The organism is Pedobacter kyungheensis, assembly GCF_000812965.1.
GTDB lineage: Bacteria > Bacteroidota > Bacteroidia > Sphingobacteriales > Sphingobacteriaceae > Pedobacter > Pedobacter kyungheensis.
In genome coordinates this window covers 199,922-223,117 of the sequence record NZ_JSYN01000002.1, presented here as the reverse complement: position 1 = coordinate 223,117, position 23,196 = coordinate 199,922, and the positions used below count along the sequence as shown (strand labels likewise).

Genomic DNA, 23,196 nt, shown 5'->3' with positions numbered 1-23,196 from the left:
AAATATTAAAGGATACAATCATGCAAAACAGAATATATATCACAATCCTTATGCTGGCGCTGTTTCTGGCTGCCTGTAAAAAGGATTTTTTAGATAGAACACCAGAAACAAGCATTAGTGAGGCCGAATTCTGGAAAACACAAAACGATTTACAGTTATATGTAAATAACTTTTATACCGCATTTCCCTCAACAATAGGAGCTTTTGGTACAATTGGCCCATACGGTTTGGATGCTGATGATGGTAGCGACAATATGATTACCATGTCGGTAAACGGCAATATGAACGGCGTGCGTACCATACCCAGCTCGGGTGGAGGATGGGCCTACGGCGATTGGAGTACGCTTAGAAACATCAACTACTTTATGGTAAATTACAATAAAGTGAATGCCAGCTGGGATAATCAAAAAACCTACGTAGGCGAAGCTTTGTTTTTTAGGGCATGGTTCTATTTTAGCAAGTTGCGCCAGTTTGGCGATTTGCCCTGGGTGAATAAACCTCTCGATATTACTTCGGGTGAACTTAAAACACCAAGATTGTCAAGAGCTGTGATTGTCGATTCTATCATGAACGACCTCGATCGCGCAGTACAATATCTGCCTTCAAAGGCATCAGCACAAGCTTCCAGGGTGAATAAACAGGTTGCGCAGTTGTTTCAGGCACGCATAGCACTTTTTGAAGGTACCTGGGAAAAGTACCATGCAGGTACAGCTTTTGGTGTTAACGGTTCCGACGGAACTAAATTTCTGCAAAAAGCGGCAACAGTTTCAGCCGATTTGATTGCCAACCCAGGTGGTTATGCTTTAGTGGCTACCCCCGGTACAGATGGCTATTGGCGCATATTTAATCAGGTTAACTACAGCTCAAACACGGAGGTGATGTTATGGCGGCAGTATGATTTGAATATTAATGGCGGACATTACTGGCACAGATACACCAATACAGGTGCCGGAAGGGGCTTAACCAAAAACCTGGTCGATTATTACCTTTGTACTGATGGTAATCCTATTACTGGAAATGCTTTATACCAGGGCGATGCAACCTTATTAAATGTAGTTAAAAACCGCGATCCACGCATGGCGCAAACCATCTACATTAATGATGGCAATCATATTGTAACCAACAACAGGCCTAACGGTGCAGCACCAAATATTTTTGATGTGCCAACTTTTTCAGCACCGAACGAACAGAAACCAGCTACCGGTTATCAGGTTTATAAAGGCCATGATCCTGATTATAACCAGCAACAGGACCGTGGAACATCAGGCTATATCATTTTCCGTTTTGCAGAGGCATTGCTCATTTATGCCGAAGCTAAAGCAGAATTGGGCACCATTTCCCAAAACGACCTCGATCTTAGCGTAAACAAACTCCGCGCAAGGGTAGGTATGCCCAATATGTTACTGGCAGCCATTACCGCCGATCCAAAATGGGAGTTTCCTGCTTTGAGCCCTGTTATTAACGAAGTAAGACGCGAGAGAAGGGTAGAATTGGCTTGCGAAGGCTACCGTAAAGATGATATATTCAGATGGGCTGCTGCCGATGAGTTGATTGTGGGCTGGAAACCAAAAGGCGCTAAACTGGCCCAGTGGACCGGCGTGGTAGATTCAAAGTACCTAACTAGCTACCCGGTTGATGAAAATGGATATATCGAGCTATTTAAAACAAACCTGGCTACAGGATACAAATTCAATTTGCTGCGCGATTACCTTTCGCCAATTCCGACAGATCAGATGGTGCTTAATCCGGATATTAAACAAAATCCAGGCTGGCAATAAATATAAGGGCATCCGTTTTACAACGTAATCAGTATGCCCGAAAAACAAAACCTTTATGGGAAAAGGTTGGTTAGTTAGTGTCTTCGGTTTTCCGGAGGCACTTCTTTTTTTTACTTTAATAATTATTTGGATGCTAAAAACATTTCTTTCCAGATTTCCACAATGCTTGCGATTACAAGCTCCATTTCATAGTTTTGAGCTATGCAGGAGCTTTCAATGTCGTTACAAATAGATTTAATGGAATTAAAGGCCAGATACAGCTTTATTATGGAAGAGCTCGATGCGCTGTTCGCCGATGCATACCTTTCTAAAATTGGCGCAAAACAAAAGCTGGCCGATGAAATGCTGCGCGAAATTGAACGCATACTAAGCAAAGCTGAATAATTGCCCTTAGTTTTAAATTTCTACCTAAAATCGTTCTAATAAAACCTGGAACTTTGTTGTACTCCGCTACCGATGACAGATCTAATAGAAATTCGTCATTGCGAGGAGGAACGACGAAGCAATCTTACAAAATGAGTTTATAGCGACCGCTTTAAGATTGCTTCATCCAATGAAAAATTGGCTTCGCAATGACGATCCCGTTAAAAAAGATCTTGTCATTTCAACTTCTGTGTTTTTTCTAAAACTAAATTCTCGAAACTAAGACATTTATCATATACCTAATCCCGAAAGCATCAACAGTTACCGTTCAGTCAATAGGTTAAGTTTATGTCATCTTAGCTTAATAAATTCCTGAACACAAGAATTTCAAAAATTTAAATTTAATTGCTTTTTTGGCTAATCACCGCATTGTAGTACGAAAATTAACTCTATTTCATCCTGTTTTCACTAAAACTACCCCAAAACTTCATGTTTATAGTCATAATGGGTTCTTTTTGCTTTAAAAGTTAACCCTGACCGCTTTAAACCTTAATTTCAACTTCATTTAAACTTCATAAATCTGTATTTATTTCGCTAACGAATTAAATCACTGCGTAACCCTGAATTATTGAACCTGCATCATGCCGTTTAACGGTATTTGTAAATGATGAAGCGGTTGGCAAAGGAAAACTAATGAAAAAAAATAAATCAGATAACTAGTCAAAAAAACAAGATGAAGAGAAATGTAATGTGCCTCGCTTTGAGTGCTTTGCTTTACGTAACAGCGTGTACATCCAAAAAAGAAGAAAAAGAGGAAGTAGCTACTTACGCGGTAACCAGTCCGGTAAGAATGGATACTTCGTTTACCAAAGAATATGTTTCGCAAATCAAATCGGTGCGGAATATCGAAGTAAGGGCTCAGGAAAAGGGCTACCTGCAGAATATTTACGTAGATGAAGGTCAGCATGTTAAAGCTGGTCAGCTTTTGTTCCGGATTATGCCTAAAGCCGCACAGTCTGAACTGGCTAAAGCGCAGGCAGAAACAAAATCTGCTCAAATTGAGCTCGAAAACACCAAATTACTTTCTGATAAAAATATTGTTTCGAAAAATGAGCTGGCTATGGCTAAGGCAAAATTGCAATCTGCAAATGCCGAAACCGCATTGGCTAAATTTCATTTATCCAATACCGAAATCAGGGCACCTTTTGATGGTACCATCGACCGTATTCCTTTAAAATTGGGTAGTTTGGTTGATGAGGGTGCCTTATTAACCAGCCTTTCAGATAACAGCCAGGTGTTTGCCTATTTCAACGTTTCTGAGCCTGAATACCTTAACTATCAAAGTGCTGCAAAGGTAAAAGGACAGCAGGAAGTGAGTCTTTTATTGGCCAATAACGAGTTGCTTAAAGCCAAAGGTAAAGTAGAATTGATTGAAAGTGAGTTTGATAACGAAACCGGCAACATTGCTTTCAGGGCCAGGTTCAATAATTCTGATAACCTGCTTAGAAACGGCGAAACCGGTAAAATACAAATGGTTGTGCCTTTAAAAAATGCCTTGGTTATTCCGCAAAAAGCAACTTACGATATCCAGGATAAAACCTATGTTTTTGTAATCGATAAAAACAATAAAGTGCACTCTAAAGCAATTACTATCGCCGGCGATTTACCCGATTTGTACATTGTTGGCGATGGCATTGATGTAGGTGATAAAATCCTGCTTGAAGGTGTACAGAAAGTTAAAGACGACGATAAGATCGCTTTCAAATTCCAGCAGCCTCAGGATGTGATTAAACAATTGAGACTGAAAACAGAATAATCTAAATCCTCCATACTTATTTTATGTTTAGTAAATTCATACAAAGGCCAGTCCTTTCTATCGTAATATCACTTGTTATTGTGTTTTTGGGGGTATTGGCCATTAGCTACCTGCCTGTTACGCAATTCCCGTCTATTTCGCCGCCTAAAGTAAATATTACGGCCGAGTATCCGGGAGCCAATAACGAGCTCTTAATTAAATCGGTGGTTATCCCTTTAGAGCGCGCGCTTAACGGGGTTCCCGGAATGAAATATATTGCATCTGATGCCGGTAATGATGGTGAGGCTTCTATTCAGGTGGTATTTAACCTGGGGACCGATCCCAATCAGGCTTCGCTTAACGTGCAAAACCGGGTAGCCGCGGTTACCAATAAACTGCCGCCGCTGGTTGTGCGCGAAGGGGTTAAAATTACCCGCGAGGAGTCTAACATGTTAATGTACATCAACCTGTACAGTAAAGACCCTAAAATGAACCAGAATTTCTTGTATAACTATGCCGATATCAACTTGCTTTCGGAGCTGAAAAGGGTTGATGGTGTAGGTTTTGCAGATATTTTGGGCGACAGGGATTATGCAATGCGGATCTGGTTAAAACCCGATCGCATGCAAGCGTATAAAATTTCTGTTGATGAGGTAATGAAAGCGCTTGATGAGCAAAGTTTGGAAGCTTCGCCGGGTAAAACTGGTGAGAGTTCGGGTAAACGTTCGCAGGCTTTTGAATATGTATTGAAATATTCGGGTCGTTTTAATACCAAAGAAGGTTACGAGAATGTTATTTTACGGGCAAGTGCCAATGGCGAGTTACTCCGCCTGAAAGATGTAGCCGATGTTGATTTTAGTGCTTCAGCCTATAATTTATATTCTACCTTAAACGGAAAAGCGTCTGCCGCGATCGTTTTAAAGCAATCGTACGGTAGTAATGCTACGCAGGTTATTAAAGATGTCAAAGCCAAAATGGCTGAGATTAAGGCCAGTTCATTTCCTAAAGGTTTAGATTACGAAATCAGTTACGACGTTTCCAAATTCCTTGATGCATCTATCGAAAAGGTAATCCACACACTGGTTGAAGCCTTTATTTTGGTAGGCTTGGTAGTGTTCCTGTTCCTTGGCGACTGGCGTTCGACTTTAATTCCGGCTATTGCTGTTCCTGTATCGTTAATTGGTACTTTCGTGTTCATGCAGTTCTTTGGCATTACGCTCAACTTAATTACCTTATTTGCCCTGGTGCTCGCCATTGGGGTGGTGGTAGATGATGCCATTGTAGTAATTGAGGCGGTACACGCCAAAATGGAGCACGACCGGAGGCTATCGGTACTAAAGGCTACACAACAGGCCATGAAAGAAATTGGCGGGGCAATTATTGCCATCACCTTCTTAATGGCGTCAGTATTTATTCCGGTTGCATTTATGTCGGGGCCGGTAGGTATTTTTTACCGCCAGTTCTCTATTACCATGGCTACGGCAATTATCCTGTCGGGTATTGTGGCTTTAACGCTTACACCGGCATTGTGTGCCATTATGCTTAAAAACAATCATGGTAAAAACGGTAAGAAAACCATGATTGATCGCTTTTTAGATGGCTTTAATAATGGTTTTGCCAAGCTGTCGGGCAAGTATGAGTTTATATTAACCAAAGTGGTGAGTCGCAGAATCTTAACATTCGGTGTATTAATTGCTTTTTGTTTGGGTGTTTGGGGCTTAAGCGGCAGTGTACCCTCAGGCTTTATTCCGAATGAAGATCAGGGAATGGTATACGCCATTATCCAAACCCCTCCGGGATCTACCTTGGAGCGTACCGACCAGATTGCAGAAAAACTGCAGAAAATGTGCGAAGATATCGACGGTGTTAAGTCGGTTTCCTCACTGGCTGGTTACGAAATCTTAACCGAAGGTACGGGTTCTAACTCGGGTACCTGTTTAATTAACCTAAAAGACTGGAGCGAACGTAAACACTCGGCAGTAGAAATTATTGAGGAGCTTGAACAAAAATCAAAATCCATTCCGGGTGCAACGATCGAATTTTTCCAGCCACCAGCAGTGCCTGGTTACGGAGCAGCAGGTGGTTTTGAACTTCGTTTACTGGATAAAGCAGGTAGCGGCGACTATAAAAAAATGGAAACCGTAGCCAACGATTTTGTAAAGGAACTGAACAAACGTAAAGAACTATCATCGGTATTTACTTTCTACAGTGCCAGTTTCCCGCAATACATGCTTAACGTAGATAATGATATTGCCCAGCAAAAAGGAGTGAGTATTGATAATGCCATGAATACGCTATCAACATTTGTGGGTAGTAATTACGAAACCAGTTTTATTAAGTACGACAGACAGTATAAGGTAATTGTGCAGGCTTTACCACAATACCGGGCCCTGCCAGAAGATATCCTGAAGTTATCGGTGAAAAACGACCGTGATGAAATGGTACCATTCTCGGCCTTTATCAAAATGCAAAGGGTTTACGGGCTTTCTGAGATTACAAGGCACAACATGTACAATGCTTCTGAGATTAGTGGTCAGTCGGCACCCGGCTACAGCTCAGGCGAAGCCATTAAAGCCATTACAGAGGTTGCCAAGAAAACCCTGCCAAGGGGATTTGGTATCGATTGGGCCGGTATTTCTAAAGATGAGGTATCGCGCGGTAATGAAGCCATTTACATCTTCTTAATTTGTTTAGGATTTGTGTACCTGGTATTGGCTGCTCAGTACGAAAGTTTCATTTTACCGCTTTCGGTAATCCTTTCTTTACCAGCAGGTATTTTCGGCGCATTTGTTTTCCTTAAATTATTGGGATTAGAAAATAACATTTATGCGCAGGTAGCGATGGTAATGCTGATCGGTTTGCTGGGTAAAAATGCTGTACTGATTGTAGAGTTTGCTACGCAGCGGCACGCGCAGGGGGCATCGGTATTTAAGGCTGCTATGGAAGGTGCTACGGTGCGTTTCCGTCCGATCTTAATGACTTCTTTTGCCTTTATTGCAGGTTTAATTCCTTTAATGATTGCCAGCGGACCGGGTAAAATCGGTAACCGTACCATTGGTTCGGCTGCAGCTGGAGGTATGTTATTCGGAACCATCTTTGGGGTAATCGTCATACCAGGTTTATACTACATATTCGGAACAATTGCAGCCAAGCACAAGCTGATTAAAATTGAAGAAGAACATCCGTTAACTGAAGAAATTGAAAATAATGTTTAGGAAAAATATATATAAAGGCCTTGGATTGGTATTGCTATGCGCTGCATACACTGCCTGTAAGCTACCAGAAGTAGCCCAACGTGCCGAAAATAAAAATGTACCTGCCGCCTTTAACAATGGCGCGCAGGATACGGTTAGCACAGCCACCATACAATGGCGTAAGTTTTTTACCGATCCTAACCTGGTAAACCTGATTGATACTGCACTTAAAAACAACCAGGAGTTAAACATCACCTTACAGGATATTGAGATTGCCAAAAACGAAATCAAAGCCAGAAAAGGAGAGCTTTTACCGAATGTAACCTATGGTGTAGGGGCTGGACTGGAAAAGGTGGGTCGTTATACCAGTTCTGGTGCAGGCGATGCCTCAACAGAAATTACCCCGGGCAAAGAAGTACCAGAAATATTGCCTGATTATAAGTTTGGCTTACAGGCTAACTGGGAAGCCGATATCTGGCATAAGCTGCGCAACTCTAAAAAAGCTGCCATTAGCCATTACTTGTCTACTGTTGAAGGAAAGAACTTTGTAATCACCAATTTAATTGCCGAAGTGGCCAACTCTTATTACGAGCTGCTCGCTGCCGATAATCAACTGGAGATTGTTAAAAAGAACATCGAGCTGCAAAGCAATGCATTGGAGTTAATGAAAATCCAGAAACAAGCTACCCGGGTTACCGAACTGGCTGTGCGTAAATTCGAGGCCGAAGTATTAAGCTCCAAAAGCCTGGAGTTCGATATTCAGCAGAACATTACTGAAACCGAAAATAAGATTAACTTCTTGTTGGGCCGTTTCCCGCAATCTATTATCAGGGATAAAGCTAATTTTACCGATTTAGTGCCGGCAACAGTGCAAACGGGCTTGCCAGCGCAATTATTGGCTAACCGTCCGGATATTAAGCAGGCCGAATATGAACTGGCAGCCGCTAAACTGGATGTTAAAGTGGCCAAAGCACAGTTTTACCCTTCGCTGGGTATTTCGGCCACTATTGGTTACCAGGCTTTCAATCCATCTTATTTATTGAGAACGCCTGAATCGTTAATTTACTCTTTGGCCGGCGATCTGGCCGGACCGCTGATTAACCGTAACGCCATAAAAGCGGAGTATTTAACTGCTAATGCTAAACAGTTACAGGCGGTATACGATTACGAAAAAACCATTTTGAATGGATATATTGAGGTAGCCAATCAAATGTCGAAAATCAGTAACCTGCAAAAAAGCTACGATCTGAAATCGAAACAGGTAACGGCATTAACCCAATCGATTGATATTTCGAACGATTTATTTAAAGCAGCAAGAGCCGATTATTTCGAGGTTTTAATGACTCAACGCGATGCATTACAATCGAAACTCGAATTGATTGAAACAAAAAAACAACAATTAAACGCAGTGGTAGATATTTATCATGCACTGGGTGGTGGCTGGAACTAGGAGATATCTTCTTTCAGTATAATTAAGCATAGAATTCAAGTCAAATCCTTATTTGTACAGGCTGCTCCAAAATCGGAGCAGCCTTTTTTGCTTTTGTCATGCTGAGCGTAGGGAAGAATCTCTCTACGTTAAATTTTAGCCACGGATGCACGGAACGCACAGATTTGATCCCCATAGTTAGTCACGCTGAGCGGAGTCGAAGCGCCTTAAGCTTAACCCGTCATTCCCAGCTTGACTGGGCATCGTAAAGCGATTGCTATGTTTTGTGTTGTCAGATGTTACCATCTGACACTAATGCGTACCCCATTTGTAAATAAGCCATGACGGGGAGCATTTTAATTAACAATATCCCCATAGTTAACCCGTCATTCCCAGCTTGACTGGGAATCGTAAAGCGATCGCGATGTTATGTTTTAAGATTAGCTTCGCTGAGCACTTCGTGGTTCCCGCCTGCGCGGGAATGACGGATCATAGCAAGGAATAACTAAAGTCCTTCGACTCCGCTCAGGAGGATAAGCTTATAAACACTCTAAAACAAAAAAAGCAGGCAATCCAATTACGGATTGCCTGCCTTATGAGACGATGCTATTCACATCAAAATGTAGCGTACTACTTCGCTTTAATCTCTGCCAGTAAAGCAGCAAGTGCTTTTACCTTATCAGGATAAGTATCGGCCAGGTTATGTTTCTCTTCTTTATCCTTACTCAAATCATAAAGCTGAGGTGTTTCCAGATTACCGGTTTCTATACCTACCAGTTTGGCATACGCAGGTCCTTTTTCAGGTGTAATATATTTCCAGTTGTCTTTAATGATCGAAAGTGCTCCACCCTGTTCTACATATACCGAACGGCCGGTTTTATTTTTACCCAGGAAAGCAGCCAGTTGGTTTTCGCTGTCACTTGCGGTGCCAGCCGGCACTTTAGTTTGCAATAAAGCAGCAAAAGACTGGATAAAATCAATTTGCGATACCAATGCATCAGAAACGGCTGGTTTAATTCCTGCCGGCCAGTTAATGATAAAGGGAACACGCGTACCGGCTTCAAGCGCACTGTATTTACCACCTCTAAGCGTTCCGGCAGGGGTATGTCCGTTCAAGCGGGTTACTGCGCCATCCTGGTAGCCATCATCAAGTACCGGACCATTATCGCTGGTAAAAACAATCATGGTGTTTTGGGCAATACCCTGGTTTTGCAGTTCTTTCATAATCTCACCTACCGTCCAGTCTAACTGCAAAATAGCATCACCCCGTGCCCCTAAACCGCTTTTATCTTTAAACATCGTTGCCGGCATACGCGGTACATGTGGCTCGGTTAAAGCAAAATAAAGGAAAAAAGGCGACTGCTTTTTCTCAGCAATAAATTGTTTTGCCTTGGCCAGAAAGGTAAACGAAAGCTCTTCATCTGTCCACCTGGCCAGTTTGCCTCCTGTCATAAAACCAATGCGACCTATACCGTTTACGATGGTGTTATCATGTCCCTGCCCTGGCGAACTCTTCATTTTTAACAACTCGGGGTTTTCCTTTCCGGTAGGCTCGTTGCCAATTTTCTGCTTGTAATTTACATCAATCGGATCATCTTTATCTAGTGCAACTACCTTATGATCTTGTAAAAAGACTGTTGGTACGCGGTCTGCAGTAGCCGGAAAAATAAACGAATAACCAAAACCAACTTCATTGGGACCGGGTTTAACTTCCCCGTTCCAGTTTTTTTCTACCTGCTCGCCCAAACCCAGGTGCCATTTGCCTACGATCGCTGTCTGATAGCCAGCCTCCTTAAAAACTTTTGGTAAGGTTTTGCGATCGGTAGGGATAATCAGTGCCGCATCACCGGGCAAGATACCGGTGCCTTTTTTACGCCATGGGTATTCGCCGGTCATTAAGGCATAACGTGCAGGCGTACAGGTTGCCGAAGTCGAATGTCCGTTGGTAAAACGGATGCCGCTTGCAGCAAGTTTGTCAAGATTAGGCGTATGTAGCTTTGTAGCTCCATAACAGCTCAGGTCGCCATAGCCTAAATCATCAGCGCAGATTAAAATCACATTGGGCTTTTTTTGCGCGAAGCTTTGCAAGCCGAAAAAAGTCAATAAAATCAGAAATGGAATTTTCATTTATTTAAGTTTAGGATTAATATTCACCTCATTTTGTGGAACCGGCCAAAGCTCATCTTGTCCCACGCGGAAAGCTTTCGAAGTTACAAACCAGCGGCTGTAAGGATCTACCGTAGTTCCTTTTTTGCGCAGATTGGTTGCACCTGGGAAAGCTGCTCCGTAAAAATCGCCGTTAAGCACCTGCCCAATGTTTTTCCAGCGCAACAAATCCCAGTAACGAATACCTTCTAAAGCCAGTTCGTTTCTTCTTTCGCGACGCAAAATAGTACGTAAAGCCGAAGGATTGGTTTCGGTTACTTTAGGCATGTTTACGCTGGCACGGCCACGCACTTTATTGATGGTTTCATCCAGTAAAGCCTGATCAATAGCTGCACCAGATTCGAGCTTAGCCTCTAAATAGCTTAACAACACCTCAGCATACCTAATAATCGGCAAATCGACACCAGAATTTTGCAAATCGCCACCACTAAATGCTTCACTGTTAAACTTTTTAAGCGCATAACCGGTACGGGTGGCTTGTTTGGTGGTGGTTAACTGATCTGGAGAACTGGCATCATCCGGATTGCTGGTATACACAATGTTTTTGAAATTCTGTCCGTTGTATAATACCGTATACTTAAGGCGTGGATCGCGGTTAAGGCCTACATTGGTTGCGCTGTATCTGGCGTCGGTATAAGAGAAAGGTGTACCATCAGTAAATTCGTACGATTCTACCAGACTTCCCAGCGGACAGTGTAAAACGTAACCACCCAGTTTTGCCGGATAGTTATGCTGCATCATGGCATTTGGGGCTAAATCCTGAATGTATTGCGTGGCAAAAATAATCTCTTTACTGGTTTCGTTGGTACCATTAAACAAGCTCTCGTAATTTGGATCGATGATGTTTTCGTTCAAATCGATAAGTTGCTTGTAGGTACTTGCCGCCTCTGTAAATTTTTGCTCTGCCAGGTAGGTGCGACCCAAAAAGGCCAGTGCAGCCTGTTGCGTAGCTCTTCCACGTTCAGATGCAGGCATAGCGTTTTGTTTAGGCAGTGCAGATACAATGGCTTTAAATTCGGCTTCGGCATAAGCCTGAACCTGATCTTTAGAGCTTTTACTTACGGTATTGGCTTCGGTAAGGGTAAGCGTTTTTTCTACCAAAGGCACTGCACCAAAATATTGCGAAAGGTAAAAGTACTGACAAGCGCGTATAAACCTTGTTTCGGCACTCATCCGGGCAATTTTAGCCGCATCGATCGGTGCTTTAGCAATATTCTCTAAAAAGTAATTACACCTTGCTATGCGGCGGTAACTTAAACTCCAGTAATTGGCCAGGTAACTATTAGTTGCGGTTAAGGTGCCATTGGTAAGGGTATTAAAACCCGAGTTGTCTCCCCTCCTGTCGTAAGCATTATCCGTAGCAAATTCGAGGTAAAGCAAACCATGGTACGACCACCAATCGGTAGCCGAAAACTCGGCACTGGTAGGATTTACCGACATCTGGATATTGCCCCGGTAAACACCCGTTAAGGCCAGCATGGTATTTTGTTCGGTTTCCCAGAAAGTTTGGCTAGAAAACTGATCCAAAGGTGCCCTGTCCAGCTCTTTCCTGCACGATACCATCAGTAAGAGTACAGTTAAGGCTGGTAATATAGCTTTATATAATATTTTCATCTTTAGTAATCATTAAAAATTAACGTTTAAACCCAGGGTATATACGGCCATAATCGGATAATAAGAACCACTGGTAATGGTTTCGGGATCCCAGCCTTTAGGGTATTTGCTGAAAGTTAAAGGGTTTTGAGCCGTAGCGTAAATCCTCAACGTTTCAATTCCCCTGGCTTTTAATGTAGGTGAGTTAAATTTATAACCCAGTTGTATGTTTCTTACTTTCAAATAACTGCCATCCAGCATCCAGAACGAAGAGGTTAAGGTGTTTGCTGTTCCGGTATTCGAAATGGTTTCTAAACGCGGGTATTTGGCATTAGGATCAGGATTGGCCGCCGACCAATGCGAATCGGCCTGGTAACGCTGGATATTTCCATTCTGGTAAAAAGCCCAGCCAGCATAACCATCCAGATAACCACTGGCACCACCTATGCCCTGCAACAGAATCGATAAATCGAATTTCTTATAACTCGCCGAAAGGTTTACACCATAAGTGTATTTAGGGATTCTGCTACCCAAAACAGTACGATCGTAAGTGGCATCAACTTTACCATCGGGCACACCGTTGGGGCCGCTGATATCGCGGTAACGGATATCGCCGGGTTTAACGTTCGGATTAATACTTTTCTGATTGGCATAGGCAGCTATATCGGCAGCATCAACAAACAGGCCATCGGTTTGATACCCGTAATACAAATCCATTGGAAAGCCATTAAACAAGGTTGAACCGTTTCCGACCATTCCGTTAGGCTGAGTAATGTTACCTACACCTAAATCGAGTACCTTATTGCGGATGATGGAAAAGTTCCCGTTTATGCCGTAATTAAAACTGCCGATGTTATTCTTGTAATCTAAAGTAAACTCCCAACCCCGGTTGCTTAAACGGCCGGAGTTTTGCACGCCTACACCAAAGCCAAGCACAGTTGATACACTGGAAGCCGGACTAACCAGGATATCGTAAGTATAGCGATCGAAATACGCAGCACTGAAACCAAGCTTTCCTCCAAATAAACTACCTTCAACACCTACATCTTTGGTTCTGGTTGATTCCCATTTAATGGTTGGATCAACTAATCTGGTATTGGCTACGCCTGTTGATAAAGTGCCACCAAAAGGATAATTATACCCAGCATTGAGTACATTCTGATAGGCATAGTTACCAATGCTCTGGTTACCCAATGTACCGTATGAAGCTTTAATTTTAAGATCAGTTAACCAGGTAATTTTATCTTTTAAAAACGGTTCTTCCGAAATGCGCCAGCCAATGGCTCCTGCCGGAAAGGTAGCGTATTTAGAAGCATCGGGAAACCTCGATGAACCATCGTAACGCACGGTAAATTCGGCCAGGTAACGGTTATCGTAATTGTAATTTACCCTGCCGAAATAAGAATCGAGTGCATACTCTGCCGCAGTACCGGTATTTTTCTGGGTACTGGCATCACCGGCATTAATTTCGGTTAAGGTATTGCTGTTGTAACCTGTCCTGTTGGCTGTAAGGGTATCCGTTTTATTATATTCGTAAGAATGGCCGGCAAGAATTCCTATCTCGTGGTTTTTGATCTTTACCTTATATTCTGCAAGCTGTTGAAAGGTTTTATAGCTGCTATTCTGGCTGGCCTGACTTAAACTTCCGGGGCCTAACGTAACCGTGCTATTTAAGCGTTGGTTGGCTAAAAAACGTTGCGAATTACCTGTTAACTGGGTATAGCCGCCAATTGCAGAAAGTTTTAGGTTATTAACCACCTCCCAATCCAGGCGCAAATTGGCCAAAAGATCGGTTTGTTTGCTTTTAAAAAACGATTCGTTATCAGAATAAGAAACCGGGGTTCCTTTTGCCACCACACCCAATCCATAATCACCATTGCTTAATTTATTCACGTATATCGCCGGTACGCGAATCACCTGACTGATATTGGTTAACATATCTGTCCAGTCTAAAGTAGCAGGTGGTGCCGGTTCGTTGTTTATATATTGAGCGCCAGATAAACGGGTAGTTAATTTCAGTTTGCTGTTAAACTGGTTAGTCATGTTAAACCTGATGTTGTATCGGTTATAGTTATTTTTGGCTACAATTCCGTTTTGGTATAGATATCCGGTTGAAAGTAAGTATTGTGTATTGCCCAGACTATTTGAAAGAGACAAATTATGACCGGTTTGAAAGGTTGATTTTTTAAATACTTCGTTGATATAATTTTCATTAGGGTAATTATCCGGATCGGAACCATCTTTATATTTCTGGATTTGCGCCGCAGTGTAAGCACCGGGCTGCGCCTCGTTAATTAAAGTGGCATATTCCCACGAATCAACAAATTCAGGGTAAGCCGTAGCACGTTGCGTACCGGTGTATCCGTTGTAGGCGATTTTAATTTTACCGTCACTGCTGGCACCTGTTTTGGTAGTTACCAAAATCACACCATTTGCCGCCCTCGAACCATATATTGCAGCTGTTGAAGCATCTTTGAGGATCGAAATATTAGCTACATCATTAGGATCGATATCATTGAACGAGTTTACAGGAATTCCATCAACCAATATCAACGCACCTGCGTTTGCCCCGAAAGAACCTACGCCCCTGATCTGGATATTTCCGGTACCCACACCCGGCTGGCCACTGCGTTGTATTACGGTAATGCCGGGTAGTTGACCTGTAAGCGCGTTGCTTAAAGAGGAAACAGGCCTGTCGTTAATGTCTTTGGCGGTTAGTTGCGAAACTGAACCGATAAGGTTGGCTTTTTTCTGGCTGCCATAACCTACAATTACCACATCGCCTAATTTTGCCGAAACGGGAATAAGTTTGATAACCAGTTGCCCCGCTGTGTTCAGGTTTACATCCTGTGGTTCGTAACCCACAAAAGAAACCGTAATCACGGCATCGGCCGAAATGTTTTTCAGTGTAAATACTCCATTCAAATCGGTTGTTGTGCTTATATTTTGTCCTTTAACTTTAACACTGGCACCTGGCAAAGGGCTGCCCGTTTCGTCGAGTACCTTGCCGCTTACATCTTTAAGCTGTATGATGTTGCTGTTTTGCGGCAACACAGTATTCTTCTGCTGAACAATAATGGTTTTATTGCTCACGGTGTACTCAAGCGGTTGATTTCTAAAGGCATCATCCAGTACCTCGGTAATACTCTGGCTATTGGCTAAGATGCTCACTGGTTTTGCATTTTTAAAAACATTACCCATATAAATAAAGGTGTAGCCGCTTTGTTTCTTTATTTTTTTCAAAATATCTTTCAGCGCTACGTTATTTTCCTTTAAAGTAATGTGCTGACCATCTGCACCGATACTGATCTGCAAAAAGATCGATGTCATCAAAACCATGGTCAAAGAGATTCTCATAATAAGGTATCGTTTTACTCCGGGATGGGCACAAAATGCCCTACCAGAGATTTTCTGTTTAAAATTCATACATTTGGTTTGTTAAGTTGGTTTATGTGATAATTAGTATTGCTTAAGCCTTTATCAGTAATCGGAGGCGTTGCCGCGCCTTCGATTTATAGGCTAATTTTTTAGTGACTTACGGTTAACCTCCTTCCTTCAACTTTAAAATTTAGCTTAGTGGTTAACCGGAGTACCTGAAGTACCTGATCAATATTGTCGAACCGCGAAACAGAACCACTTATTTCTGCAGTGTCAAACTGTCCTGCGTAAACTACCTCAAGATCGTACCATCTGGCCACTTTTCTGATGGCGGTTTTAAGATCTTCGTTATCGAACACGAAATAGCCGTTTTTCCAGGCTACAGCTTCTTCTGTATCAACTGTTTTTACCACAAACAGATCGCCGGTAAACTGTGAGGCCTGTCCGGGTTTTAAAAGTACCGGAACTCCTTTGCCGTTTGGTGTAACCTGAACACTGCCCTCCAGCAGGGTCGTTTTTATGCTATTTTCTTCAGGATAGGCATTGATGTTAAAATGGGTACCCAATACGGTTACTTCCTGTAGAGCGGTTTTAACTAAAAACTTTCTTTTTTTGTCTTTAGCCACTTCAAAATAGGCTTCGCCCTGAAGCTGAACCACTCTTTCGTTTTTGGTAAAGGCCATAGGGTAGCGTAAAGATGAAGCGGCATTTAGCCAAACTTTGGTACCATCTTCGAGTATAAGCTGATATTGACCGCCATTGGGTGTTTGTATGGTATTGAAAAGATGATCGAGTCCTGTTTTTTGTGTTGCTTTCGGAATGCGGTAAAGCAATTGTCCATCAGCCAGTTTAACGATTTGAATACCCGATTTTTGAGCCAGCTCACCATTGCGGTAGTCATCAAGGGCCACTTTAGTACCATCGGCAAGCGTAAGTAAGGCCCGGTTACTGCCAGGTACAACAGGTGCATCCTCCCGTTTTACAAAACGGTAATTTTTCGCCTCATTGCGGGTATAAAAATAAAATCCTGCAGCGAATGCGATCACCAGGGCTGCTGCAATGCTGAGGTTTCTATACAATTTATAGGTCTTTCTCTCAGGAACAGCAATGGGCGCATTAAACCCTTCCCGCTCTGAAAAAGCTTTCCAGATCGCTGTTTTAGTTTCCGTTAGCGTTGATTCGTTATAATCAGGAACTGGCTTTTGAGCCTCTGCCAGATACCAGTTTTCGAGGGTATTGAGTTCCTCTGGCGTACAGGTGCCATCCTGGTATTTTTGCAGCAGCGCTTTAAATGTTGATTCGTTTAGGTTCATTTCAAATAGGCTTCTTAAACTAAGACGATTGAAAGGAGTGCTGGTATGAGAAGAAAAAGAAATATTTTTGATTTGATTAAAAGAACACATTCAGCGCACCAATTTTTGCGCGTAAAATGCGAATGGCATTACTAATCTGGCTTTTAATGGTATGTTGGGTAATGCCTAATTTATCGGCAATTTCTTTGTGCGACATGTTTTCAAGCCGGCTCAACAGAAATACTTCTTTCATTTTGCCGGGAAGGGCTTCCATACCGGCTTCTATAATTTTTTCGAGTTCTTTCCTCCTGATTTCCTGATCGGTTACAGCCACGCCCTGTTCTGCAAAAGCATTAAAAGATTCGAGGTATCTGTCTACAATTTTCTGGTGTTTAATATAATCTAATACCTGGTTTTTTACCGAGCGATACAAATAGGAAGAAAGCGAAGTTTTAAAATCGATTTGATTGATATTATTGTATAAACTAAAAAACAGGTTCTGAACAATATCTTTTGCTTCTTCCTCATTGCCCAGTATTTTTCTGGCATGAATAAAAAGCACTCCCCAATACCTTTCGTAAATATGCGAAAAGGCATGCCTGTCTCTTTCTTTTGCCAATTGAATGAGTTCCAGATCATGGAGTTCGGTATAATTATTCATCAACAATAGAATGGCAAATTTAAAATTACCTGCTGCAGGTTAAACAGCTCGTAATTAATAAATTATGTTGTATTTGGTTTATAAAATCGATATTCTTTAAATCAATATTAAGCATAACTTTAGAAATAAATAAAAGTTATTTTTTCACCCATCATCGCGCAAACGTTTGATCTATTGAAATTTAACTTATATTTTCCCACTTAATTTACATGCGGCTACCTGAGGAATCATCTCCATTCCCAATCTTCAGGCTTTCAGTTTTTTAAAATGAACCTGTTTAAATGAAAAACAAATCATCACTGCTGCTCTGCCACTTGTCTACAGACAAAAACAAGGCTATTTGTTAAAGATGATCAAACGGTTGCGCAATCTTTTTTCTTTTATCTACTTGTAAATATTTATACATTCGATTGACGTTGTAGAAAGACTTTCAGTTTGTGTCAGATTGATTTACAAGACATTACATTAAGCAAAAAACAACTGTTGTAACCGAATATTTTAAATAGCTGTGCATTAATACCCCGATTTGTGCTGTCTGAAGGTTATTTAAACCCAACTAATAAACCAATTAACTCCGGCAGCTATTTTTAGTTACGGGATTTTAATAACCTAACCTACAAAAACCTAATCATGAAAAGGAAACTTTTACTCTTTACTGCCCTGGCCGTAATGGGCCTTTCTGCCTGTAAAAAAGCAACGCTGTTACCCGAAGAAGTGGCAACAAACCAGATCCCAAAAAGTGGTGCAACAGTAGAATCGGCAACACAAACCAACATTTTTAATGTTACCGAAAAGATCAGCGCTTCAATTGAAAGAGACCGCTTAAAGAACGGATATCAGCTAACAGATTTTACGGCTACTGGTTTATACATGGCCCCAAATGCTACGCTGGATATTACGGTAGAGCAAACCGCCGGAACACGTTTACCTAAATTACTGATTGGAACTTACTCCAGATATGGCACCTGGAACACCCAACCTACTGTTGTACAACTTACCGCAGGTACCAATACGATTACCAATGCGGTTGGCGGTTTATTATGGATCAGATATACCAACGCTACTACCGGTTCGACCGCTAAAATAACCTTTAACAGCGGCTATCAGTTTGCACCTTATTTCAAGCTTGGGGTGAGCACCAATTCCGACTGGATTAACCAGCTACAAACCTACACTACACCTGATGTGGTTCTGGAAGGATCGAACTGTTTTATTGTGGTTTCGCGTACCAAGGCGATACAATACCAGACAGAAGATCAGGCGGCCATATTAAACAAAATTACGCAAGTTATTGCCCTTGAAGATGATTTGAACGGCTTAGACAATTCGTTGCCTGCGCATGCCAAAAATGTGCATACTTACCTGCTTACCCAGCATGAAGACCCTGCCTATTATTTCTTTGCTTACGATTACCGCACGGCTTATATCACCTCTGATGTAAACGCCATACTAACTTTAAACAGTGTAGGCACCAATGGTTGGGGCATGTGGCACGAGCTGGGTCACCAGCACCAGATGATGTGGCGTTGGGGCACCCTTGGCGAAGTTACCGTTAACCTTTACAGTTTATATGTACAGCGTACGCTTACCCCTTCTATCAACAGGCTCGTAAACGATGGCACCTGGCCAAAAGTTTTCACCTATTTAGGCAAGGCCGATGGCACCAAAGATTTTAACGGATCGACCAGCTATGCCAACCCTTTAACGGATGTCTGGATCAGGTTAGCCATGTTCCAGCAGCTGACTTTGGCTTATGGCGATAACTTTTACCGTACCTTATCAAAAAATATGCGTGTAGAAAACCCAACATTATCAAATGACGATGATAAACTACGTTATTTCATGCTGAAAGCCTGTAACATATCGGGTAAAAATTTGAGTAATTTCTTTACGAAATGGGGTTTGAATTTATCGACCGCCGCTGCTACCACCCAAATTTATACGGATATGGCGGCTTTGGGCTTACCTGCTCCAACTACCGATCCTTCAACCTTACAAGACAATGTTGCCCCGCTAAACGAATTAAGCAAAACCGGCTGGACGATCAATTCTTTCAGCTCGGAAGAAACTAGTGGCGAAGGTGCTACCAACGGCAGGGCTGCTACATTAATTGATGGCAGTTTCAGCACTTACTGGCACTCACGCTGGACCAGTACAGCAACCAGTTATCCGCACCAGATTGTAATCGATTTGGGCTCATCTAAAACTGCAAAAGGTTTAAGCTTAGTACAAAGAAATAGTCTGGCACGCGCCGTTAAAGACTTTCAGGTGTTAACCAGTACGGATAATGTAACCTTTACCGCAGTTAACAACTATACCGCACAAAACGCTACGGGTGCACAATATTTTGCTTTTGGCAGCAGCAAAACATTCAGATACCTCAAAGTAATAGCCAATAACGCGCATGACGGATTACAGTTTGCCGCATTAGCCGAGATTGGGCTTTACAATTAAAAAAAAGCGGGCAAATGTTTGCCCGTTCTTCTGTCTCAATTAATCAATAAAAAAGCGGCATCTATCCAGATTGCCGCTTTTATCATTAACTAAATATTTTCTTTCTTTAGATGCTGGCTTTAACCTCGCCACAGGTAAGCATATTTTTAGGATAATACGGGTTTTGAATCGCTATATCATCACTAATCCAGGTAGTACCTGTCATGGGGCAAACCTGTTTATATAAACTCGTTTTTTCAGGTTTAAACCTTTCTATAACCGACCACATCTTAACCGATAGCTTATCCATTTCACTACGTTGTTTGTTGATTGATTTGGTAGCTGCGATAGACTGTGCCAGCTCAATCATTTCTTTACGCGTAGTGGTGGCCTCGTTCATTTTCTCCAGCGAAAGTTTTTTAAACTTAAACTGGTTTAAATTGGCGATCAGTTCGGTGGCAAACTTTACGGCACCCAGCGAGTCTGATTTAACCAGGCTGTTTTTAATGCCCAGGTAGCTGGTCATTACCGATTCTTTTAAGGCTTCGCGTTTCTGAGCCAGCTCTGGGGTTCCAACTTCTTGCAGCGAAGTGAGTACCTGTGCTTTTGCTGTGTAGCCTAACCATAAGGTAGAGCTGAGCAAAATAATAAGTGAACGTTTCATATTAGGCATTTGTATTTGATTTTTTATTTATTTTCTCGATTTCCTGAAGCATATCTTTCAGGTGTAGCTGGTTAATTCCGCTGGTTTGTGCAACAAGTACTTTAATGGTTTCTTTAATATCGTTTAAATGTGCAATGGCTTCTAAACGTACATCGCTGCGCTGTGCAGTAGTCATGGCCTTGCCATCAGTAATATCTTTCGGATTAATGAGCATGTTCAACTTTTCTAAGTACGAACGCTGTAAGCTCCTGCGGAAAACATCACTGGCTTCAACCCCACTGAATTTAATCCAGGTGGTATTTTTCAAGTCGTTTAAATACTCCTTTACTGTATATGGATCAGCAGAATTCAAAGCTTTCTGGCTTAAGTTGTAAATTAAACCCTGACTTAAAAACATGTTCAGCATCTGGTTTTGCTGATCGATTATATCATCCATAGGCTTGGTTGCAATCCGGCTGGTAATCGCTGTTGGATATAACCAGATTGGTGCATCGAACAACTGACGGCCTACATAATCAACAACTGCTTTTACGCGTTTTTTCGGTACTTCTGTATATACTAAACCAGCTTCATCGGTACTTCTTTTGGTTACATAGCTGTTACCAATGTTTTTCATTACATGGTAAAGGTAGCGGCTAAACTGGCGTACAACTCCTTTGTGCATATCACTCAAATTGTTATAAAGGTCGCCGGGTTCATAAGTCCATTTTACCAGGTTAGGCACTACCCTTTTCAGGTTTTTAATGCCGTAATCGCTCGCAGCAATGGCATCATTGCCAAGATCTTCTGTTTGACTCCGCGGATCTTCATCTTTTCCTTCGCCGCCAAACCAAAGTTTAGGGTTGGCTGTAAGCGAATCGAGAATCATTTTTTTGGTAATCTTTTCTTCTGCATACTCATCCTTAACCTGGTCGTAATAGCGGTAACCCCAGTTAATGGCCCACTTATCGTAGGCACCAATGCGCGGATAAATGCCTTCAGGTGCAATATGATCTTCGGGTTGTGCTACATAGTTAAAGCGGGCATAATCCATAATCGAAACAGTATGGCCGTTGGCTTCTACCCATTTTTTATCCCTTAATTTTTCAACCGGGGTTTGGCTGCTGGCGCCCATGTTGTGTTTTAAACCAATAGTATGGCCAATTTCGTGCGAAGAAACAAAGCGGATTAACTGCCCCATTAATTCATCATCAAAATTCATTTTTCGTGCCCTTTCATCCAACGCACCAGCCTGAATCATATACCAGCTTTGTACCAGTTTCATCACATTGTGGTACCAGCCTACATGGCTTTCAATAATTTCGCCACTGCGTGGGTCGCTAATTCTCGGACCATAAGCATTAGGTGTTTCAGAAGCATAATACCTGATTACAGAGAAACGGGCATCCTCTAAACTCATGGTGGTATCGGCTTCAGGCCATTCTTTACCTACAATGGCATTTTTAAAACCAGCTTTTTCAAAAGCTTTCTGCCAGTCGTTTATACCAGCAATTAAATACGGTCGCCATTTTTTCGGCGTAGCCGGATCGATGTAATAAACAATCTGTTTTTTAGGTTCAACCAGTTTGCCTTTTTTGTACTTCTCCAAATCGGCATCCTTAGGCTCCAGGCGGTATCTTTCGATAAAGTACTTCGCATCAGCATGCTGTCTGTCTTCATCAAACAAAATGTATTTGTTGTTGAAATAACCTACGCGCTCATCGGCAAAACGTTTGCGCATGGCTACCTTAGGCAAAAGCACAAAAGAGGTGTTTAAGCGTACCGTTACGGCACCGGTTAAGGCTCCTGAAGGGATGTTTCCGGCTGAGGATGTATAGGTTTTGGTGGTTTTAACCTCAATATTAATCGGATAAGTATTAATCTTTTCAATAAACGAACGGTCATCGGCTACACTACCGAGTTTTTTCTCCGATTTTTCATTAGCAGCGATCGATACAATGGGGTTATCTTTTTTAAAGAAATCGGTCACCTCAATTACTGCATTGCCGGTTTTAGGGTTTTTAGCTTTAATATCAAATGCAGCCACAATCGGGTTTTCCTGCGATTGCATTACGGCTTTGTAAATGGATGTTTCGCTGTTTTTTGCATCCTGGCGATACAAAACTGATCTCAGCAAAAGGTTGTTGTTATTGCCTTTCTCAAAATAAACGGTTTGTTCGTTTGCCTGCTCTCCCCCAAAACTGCCCATACCCTGCGGGGTACTCACATAGCGGGTTATCACTAAAATATAGCGGTTAAGCATGCTATCCGGCACTTCGAAAAACCATTTCTGGTCTACGCGTTTTACATCAAACAATCCGTTTTGGCTTGAAGCACTTTCTGGAATGAGTTTGCTGTAATCAACCGGGGCTTTCTTGGTGGTACTGTCGGTTTTTACCTGTACTTTTTGTCCATAGGCAGCTACTGAAAGCATGCATGCCATCGGAAAAATAATCTTTTTAATATTCATC

The 23,196-nt window shown here is 42.0% G+C and carries 13 protein-coding genes; 6 read left to right on the top strand and 7 right to left on the bottom strand.

Annotation, left to right across the window (positions count from 1 at the left end):
• Positions 1-20 precede the first annotated feature (20 nt).
• The 5 genes from OC25_RS01780 to OC25_RS01765 all read left to right on the top strand — a co-directional run bounded on the left by OC25_RS01780 (position 21) and on the right by OC25_RS01765 (position 8,580).
• Positions 21-1,778 carry a RagB/SusD family nutrient uptake outer membrane protein gene (locus tag OC25_RS01780; protein ID WP_039471091.1) on the top strand — a complete coding sequence of 586 codons (1,758 nt, stop codon included), beginning with the start codon at positions 21-23 and terminating at the stop codon, positions 1,776-1,778.
• A 216-nt stretch (positions 1,779-1,994) separates the two neighbouring features.
• Positions 1,995-2,162, top strand: a complete 168-nt coding sequence (locus OC25_RS27780; RefSeq protein WP_156131365.1) for a hypothetical protein — start codon at positions 1,995-1,997, stop codon at positions 2,160-2,162.
• A 712-nt stretch (positions 2,163-2,874) separates the two neighbouring features.
• Positions 2,875-3,957: an efflux RND transporter periplasmic adaptor subunit gene (locus OC25_RS01775; RefSeq protein WP_039471089.1), complete on the top strand. Its 1,083-nt coding sequence runs from the start codon at positions 2,875-2,877 to the stop codon at positions 3,955-3,957.
• Between the two features lie 23 nt (positions 3,958-3,980).
• Entirely contained in the window at positions 3,981-7,151 is a 3,171-nt protein-coding gene (locus OC25_RS01770; protein WP_039471087.1) for an efflux RND transporter permease subunit, read from the top strand.
• A complete protein-coding gene (locus OC25_RS01765) occupies positions 7,144-8,580 on the top strand; it encodes a TolC family protein (RefSeq protein ID WP_039471084.1) in 1,437 nt (478 codons plus the stop codon). Before OC25_RS01770 ends, OC25_RS01765 begins: the two co-directional genes overlap by 8 nt.
• 609 nt (positions 8,581-9,189) lie before the next feature.
• On the opposite strand, the gene OC25_RS01760 is transcribed toward OC25_RS01765, so the two are convergent.
• The 5 genes from OC25_RS01760 to OC25_RS01740 all read right to left on the bottom strand — a co-directional run bounded on the left by OC25_RS01760 (position 9,190) and on the right by OC25_RS01740 (position 17,649).
• Positions 9,190-10,686 carry a sulfatase family protein gene (locus OC25_RS01760; RefSeq protein WP_039471082.1) on the bottom strand — a complete coding sequence of 499 codons (1,497 nt, stop codon included), beginning with the start codon at positions 10,684-10,686 and terminating at the stop codon, positions 9,190-9,192.
• A complete protein-coding gene (locus tag OC25_RS01755; protein ID WP_039471079.1) occupies positions 10,687-12,339 on the bottom strand; it encodes a RagB/SusD family nutrient uptake outer membrane protein in 1,653 nt (550 codons plus the stop codon).
• Positions 12,340-12,351: 12 nt separating this feature from the next.
• The gene (locus OC25_RS01750; protein WP_039471076.1) at positions 12,352-15,675 is read right to left on the bottom strand and encodes a TonB-dependent receptor; all 3,324 of its coding nucleotides are present in this window, start codon (positions 15,673-15,675) and stop codon (positions 12,352-12,354) included.
• A gap of 170 nt (positions 15,676-15,845) precedes the next feature.
• The gene (locus OC25_RS01745) at positions 15,846-17,009 is read right to left on the bottom strand and encodes a FecR family protein (protein ID WP_039471610.1); all 1,164 of its coding nucleotides are present in this window, start codon (positions 17,007-17,009) and stop codon (positions 15,846-15,848) included.
• A 76-nt stretch (positions 17,010-17,085) separates the two neighbouring features.
• Positions 17,086-17,649 (bottom strand): RNA polymerase sigma factor, encoded by a 564-nt coding sequence (locus tag OC25_RS01740; protein WP_039471074.1) that lies wholly within the window; start codon positions 17,647-17,649, stop codon positions 17,086-17,088.
• 630 nt (positions 17,650-18,279) lie between these two features.
• On the opposite strand from OC25_RS01740, the gene OC25_RS01735 reads away from it, so the two are divergent.
• On the top strand, positions 18,280-20,103 hold the full coding sequence (locus OC25_RS01735) for a M60 family metallopeptidase (RefSeq protein ID WP_039471073.1): 1,824 nt from the start codon (positions 18,280-18,282) through the stop codon (positions 20,101-20,103).
• A gap of 106 nt (positions 20,104-20,209) precedes the next feature.
• Here the strand turns inward: OC25_RS01735 and OC25_RS01730 are convergent, their stop codons facing one another.
• Entirely contained in the window at positions 20,210-20,746 is a 537-nt protein-coding gene (locus tag OC25_RS01730) for a DUF3347 domain-containing protein (protein ID WP_039471071.1), read from the bottom strand.
• A 1-nt stretch (position 20,747) separates the two neighbouring features.
• On the bottom strand, positions 20,748-23,195 hold the full coding sequence (locus OC25_RS01725) for a zinc-dependent metalloprotease (RefSeq protein ID WP_039471070.1): 2,448 nt from the start codon (positions 23,193-23,195) through the stop codon (positions 20,748-20,750).
• Between the last annotated feature and the right edge of the window lies 1 nt (position 23,196).

Coding starts and splice junctions, on each gene's coding strand:
- OC25_RS01780 (WP_039471091.1), top strand. CDS start 21: ATGCAAAACAGAATATATATCACAATCCTTATGCTGGCGCTGTTTCTG.
- OC25_RS27780 (WP_156131365.1), top strand. CDS start 1,995: ATGTCGTTACAAATAGATTTAATGGAATTAAAGGCCAGATACAGCTTT.
- OC25_RS01775 (WP_039471089.1), top strand. CDS start 2,875: ATGAAGAGAAATGTAATGTGCCTCGCTTTGAGTGCTTTGCTTTACGTA.
- OC25_RS01770 (WP_039471087.1), top strand. CDS start 3,981: ATGTTTAGTAAATTCATACAAAGGCCAGTCCTTTCTATCGTAATATCA.
- OC25_RS01765 (WP_039471084.1), top strand. CDS start 7,144: ATGTTTAGGAAAAATATATATAAAGGCCTTGGATTGGTATTGCTATGC.
- OC25_RS01760 (WP_039471082.1), bottom strand. CDS start 10,686: ATGAAAATTCCATTTCTGATTTTATTGACTTTTTTCGGCTTGCAAAGC.
- OC25_RS01755 (WP_039471079.1), bottom strand. CDS start 12,339: ATGAAAATATTATATAAAGCTATATTACCAGCCTTAACTGTACTCTTA.
- OC25_RS01750 (WP_039471076.1), bottom strand. CDS start 15,675: ATGAGAATCTCTTTGACCATGGTTTTGATGACATCGATCTTTTTGCAG.
- OC25_RS01745 (WP_039471610.1), bottom strand. CDS start 17,009: ATGAACCTAAACGAATCAACATTTAAAGCGCTGCTGCAAAAATACCAG.
- OC25_RS01740 (WP_039471074.1), bottom strand. CDS start 17,649: ATGAATAATTATACCGAACTCCATGATCTGGAACTCATTCAATTGGCA.
- OC25_RS01735 (WP_039471073.1), top strand. CDS start 18,280: ATGAAAAGGAAACTTTTACTCTTTACTGCCCTGGCCGTAATGGGCCTT.
- OC25_RS01730 (WP_039471071.1), bottom strand. CDS start 20,746: ATGAAACGTTCACTTATTATTTTGCTCAGCTCTACCTTATGGTTAGGC.
- OC25_RS01725 (WP_039471070.1), bottom strand. CDS start 23,195: ATGAATATTAAAAAGATTATTTTTCCGATGGCATGCATGCTTTCAGTA.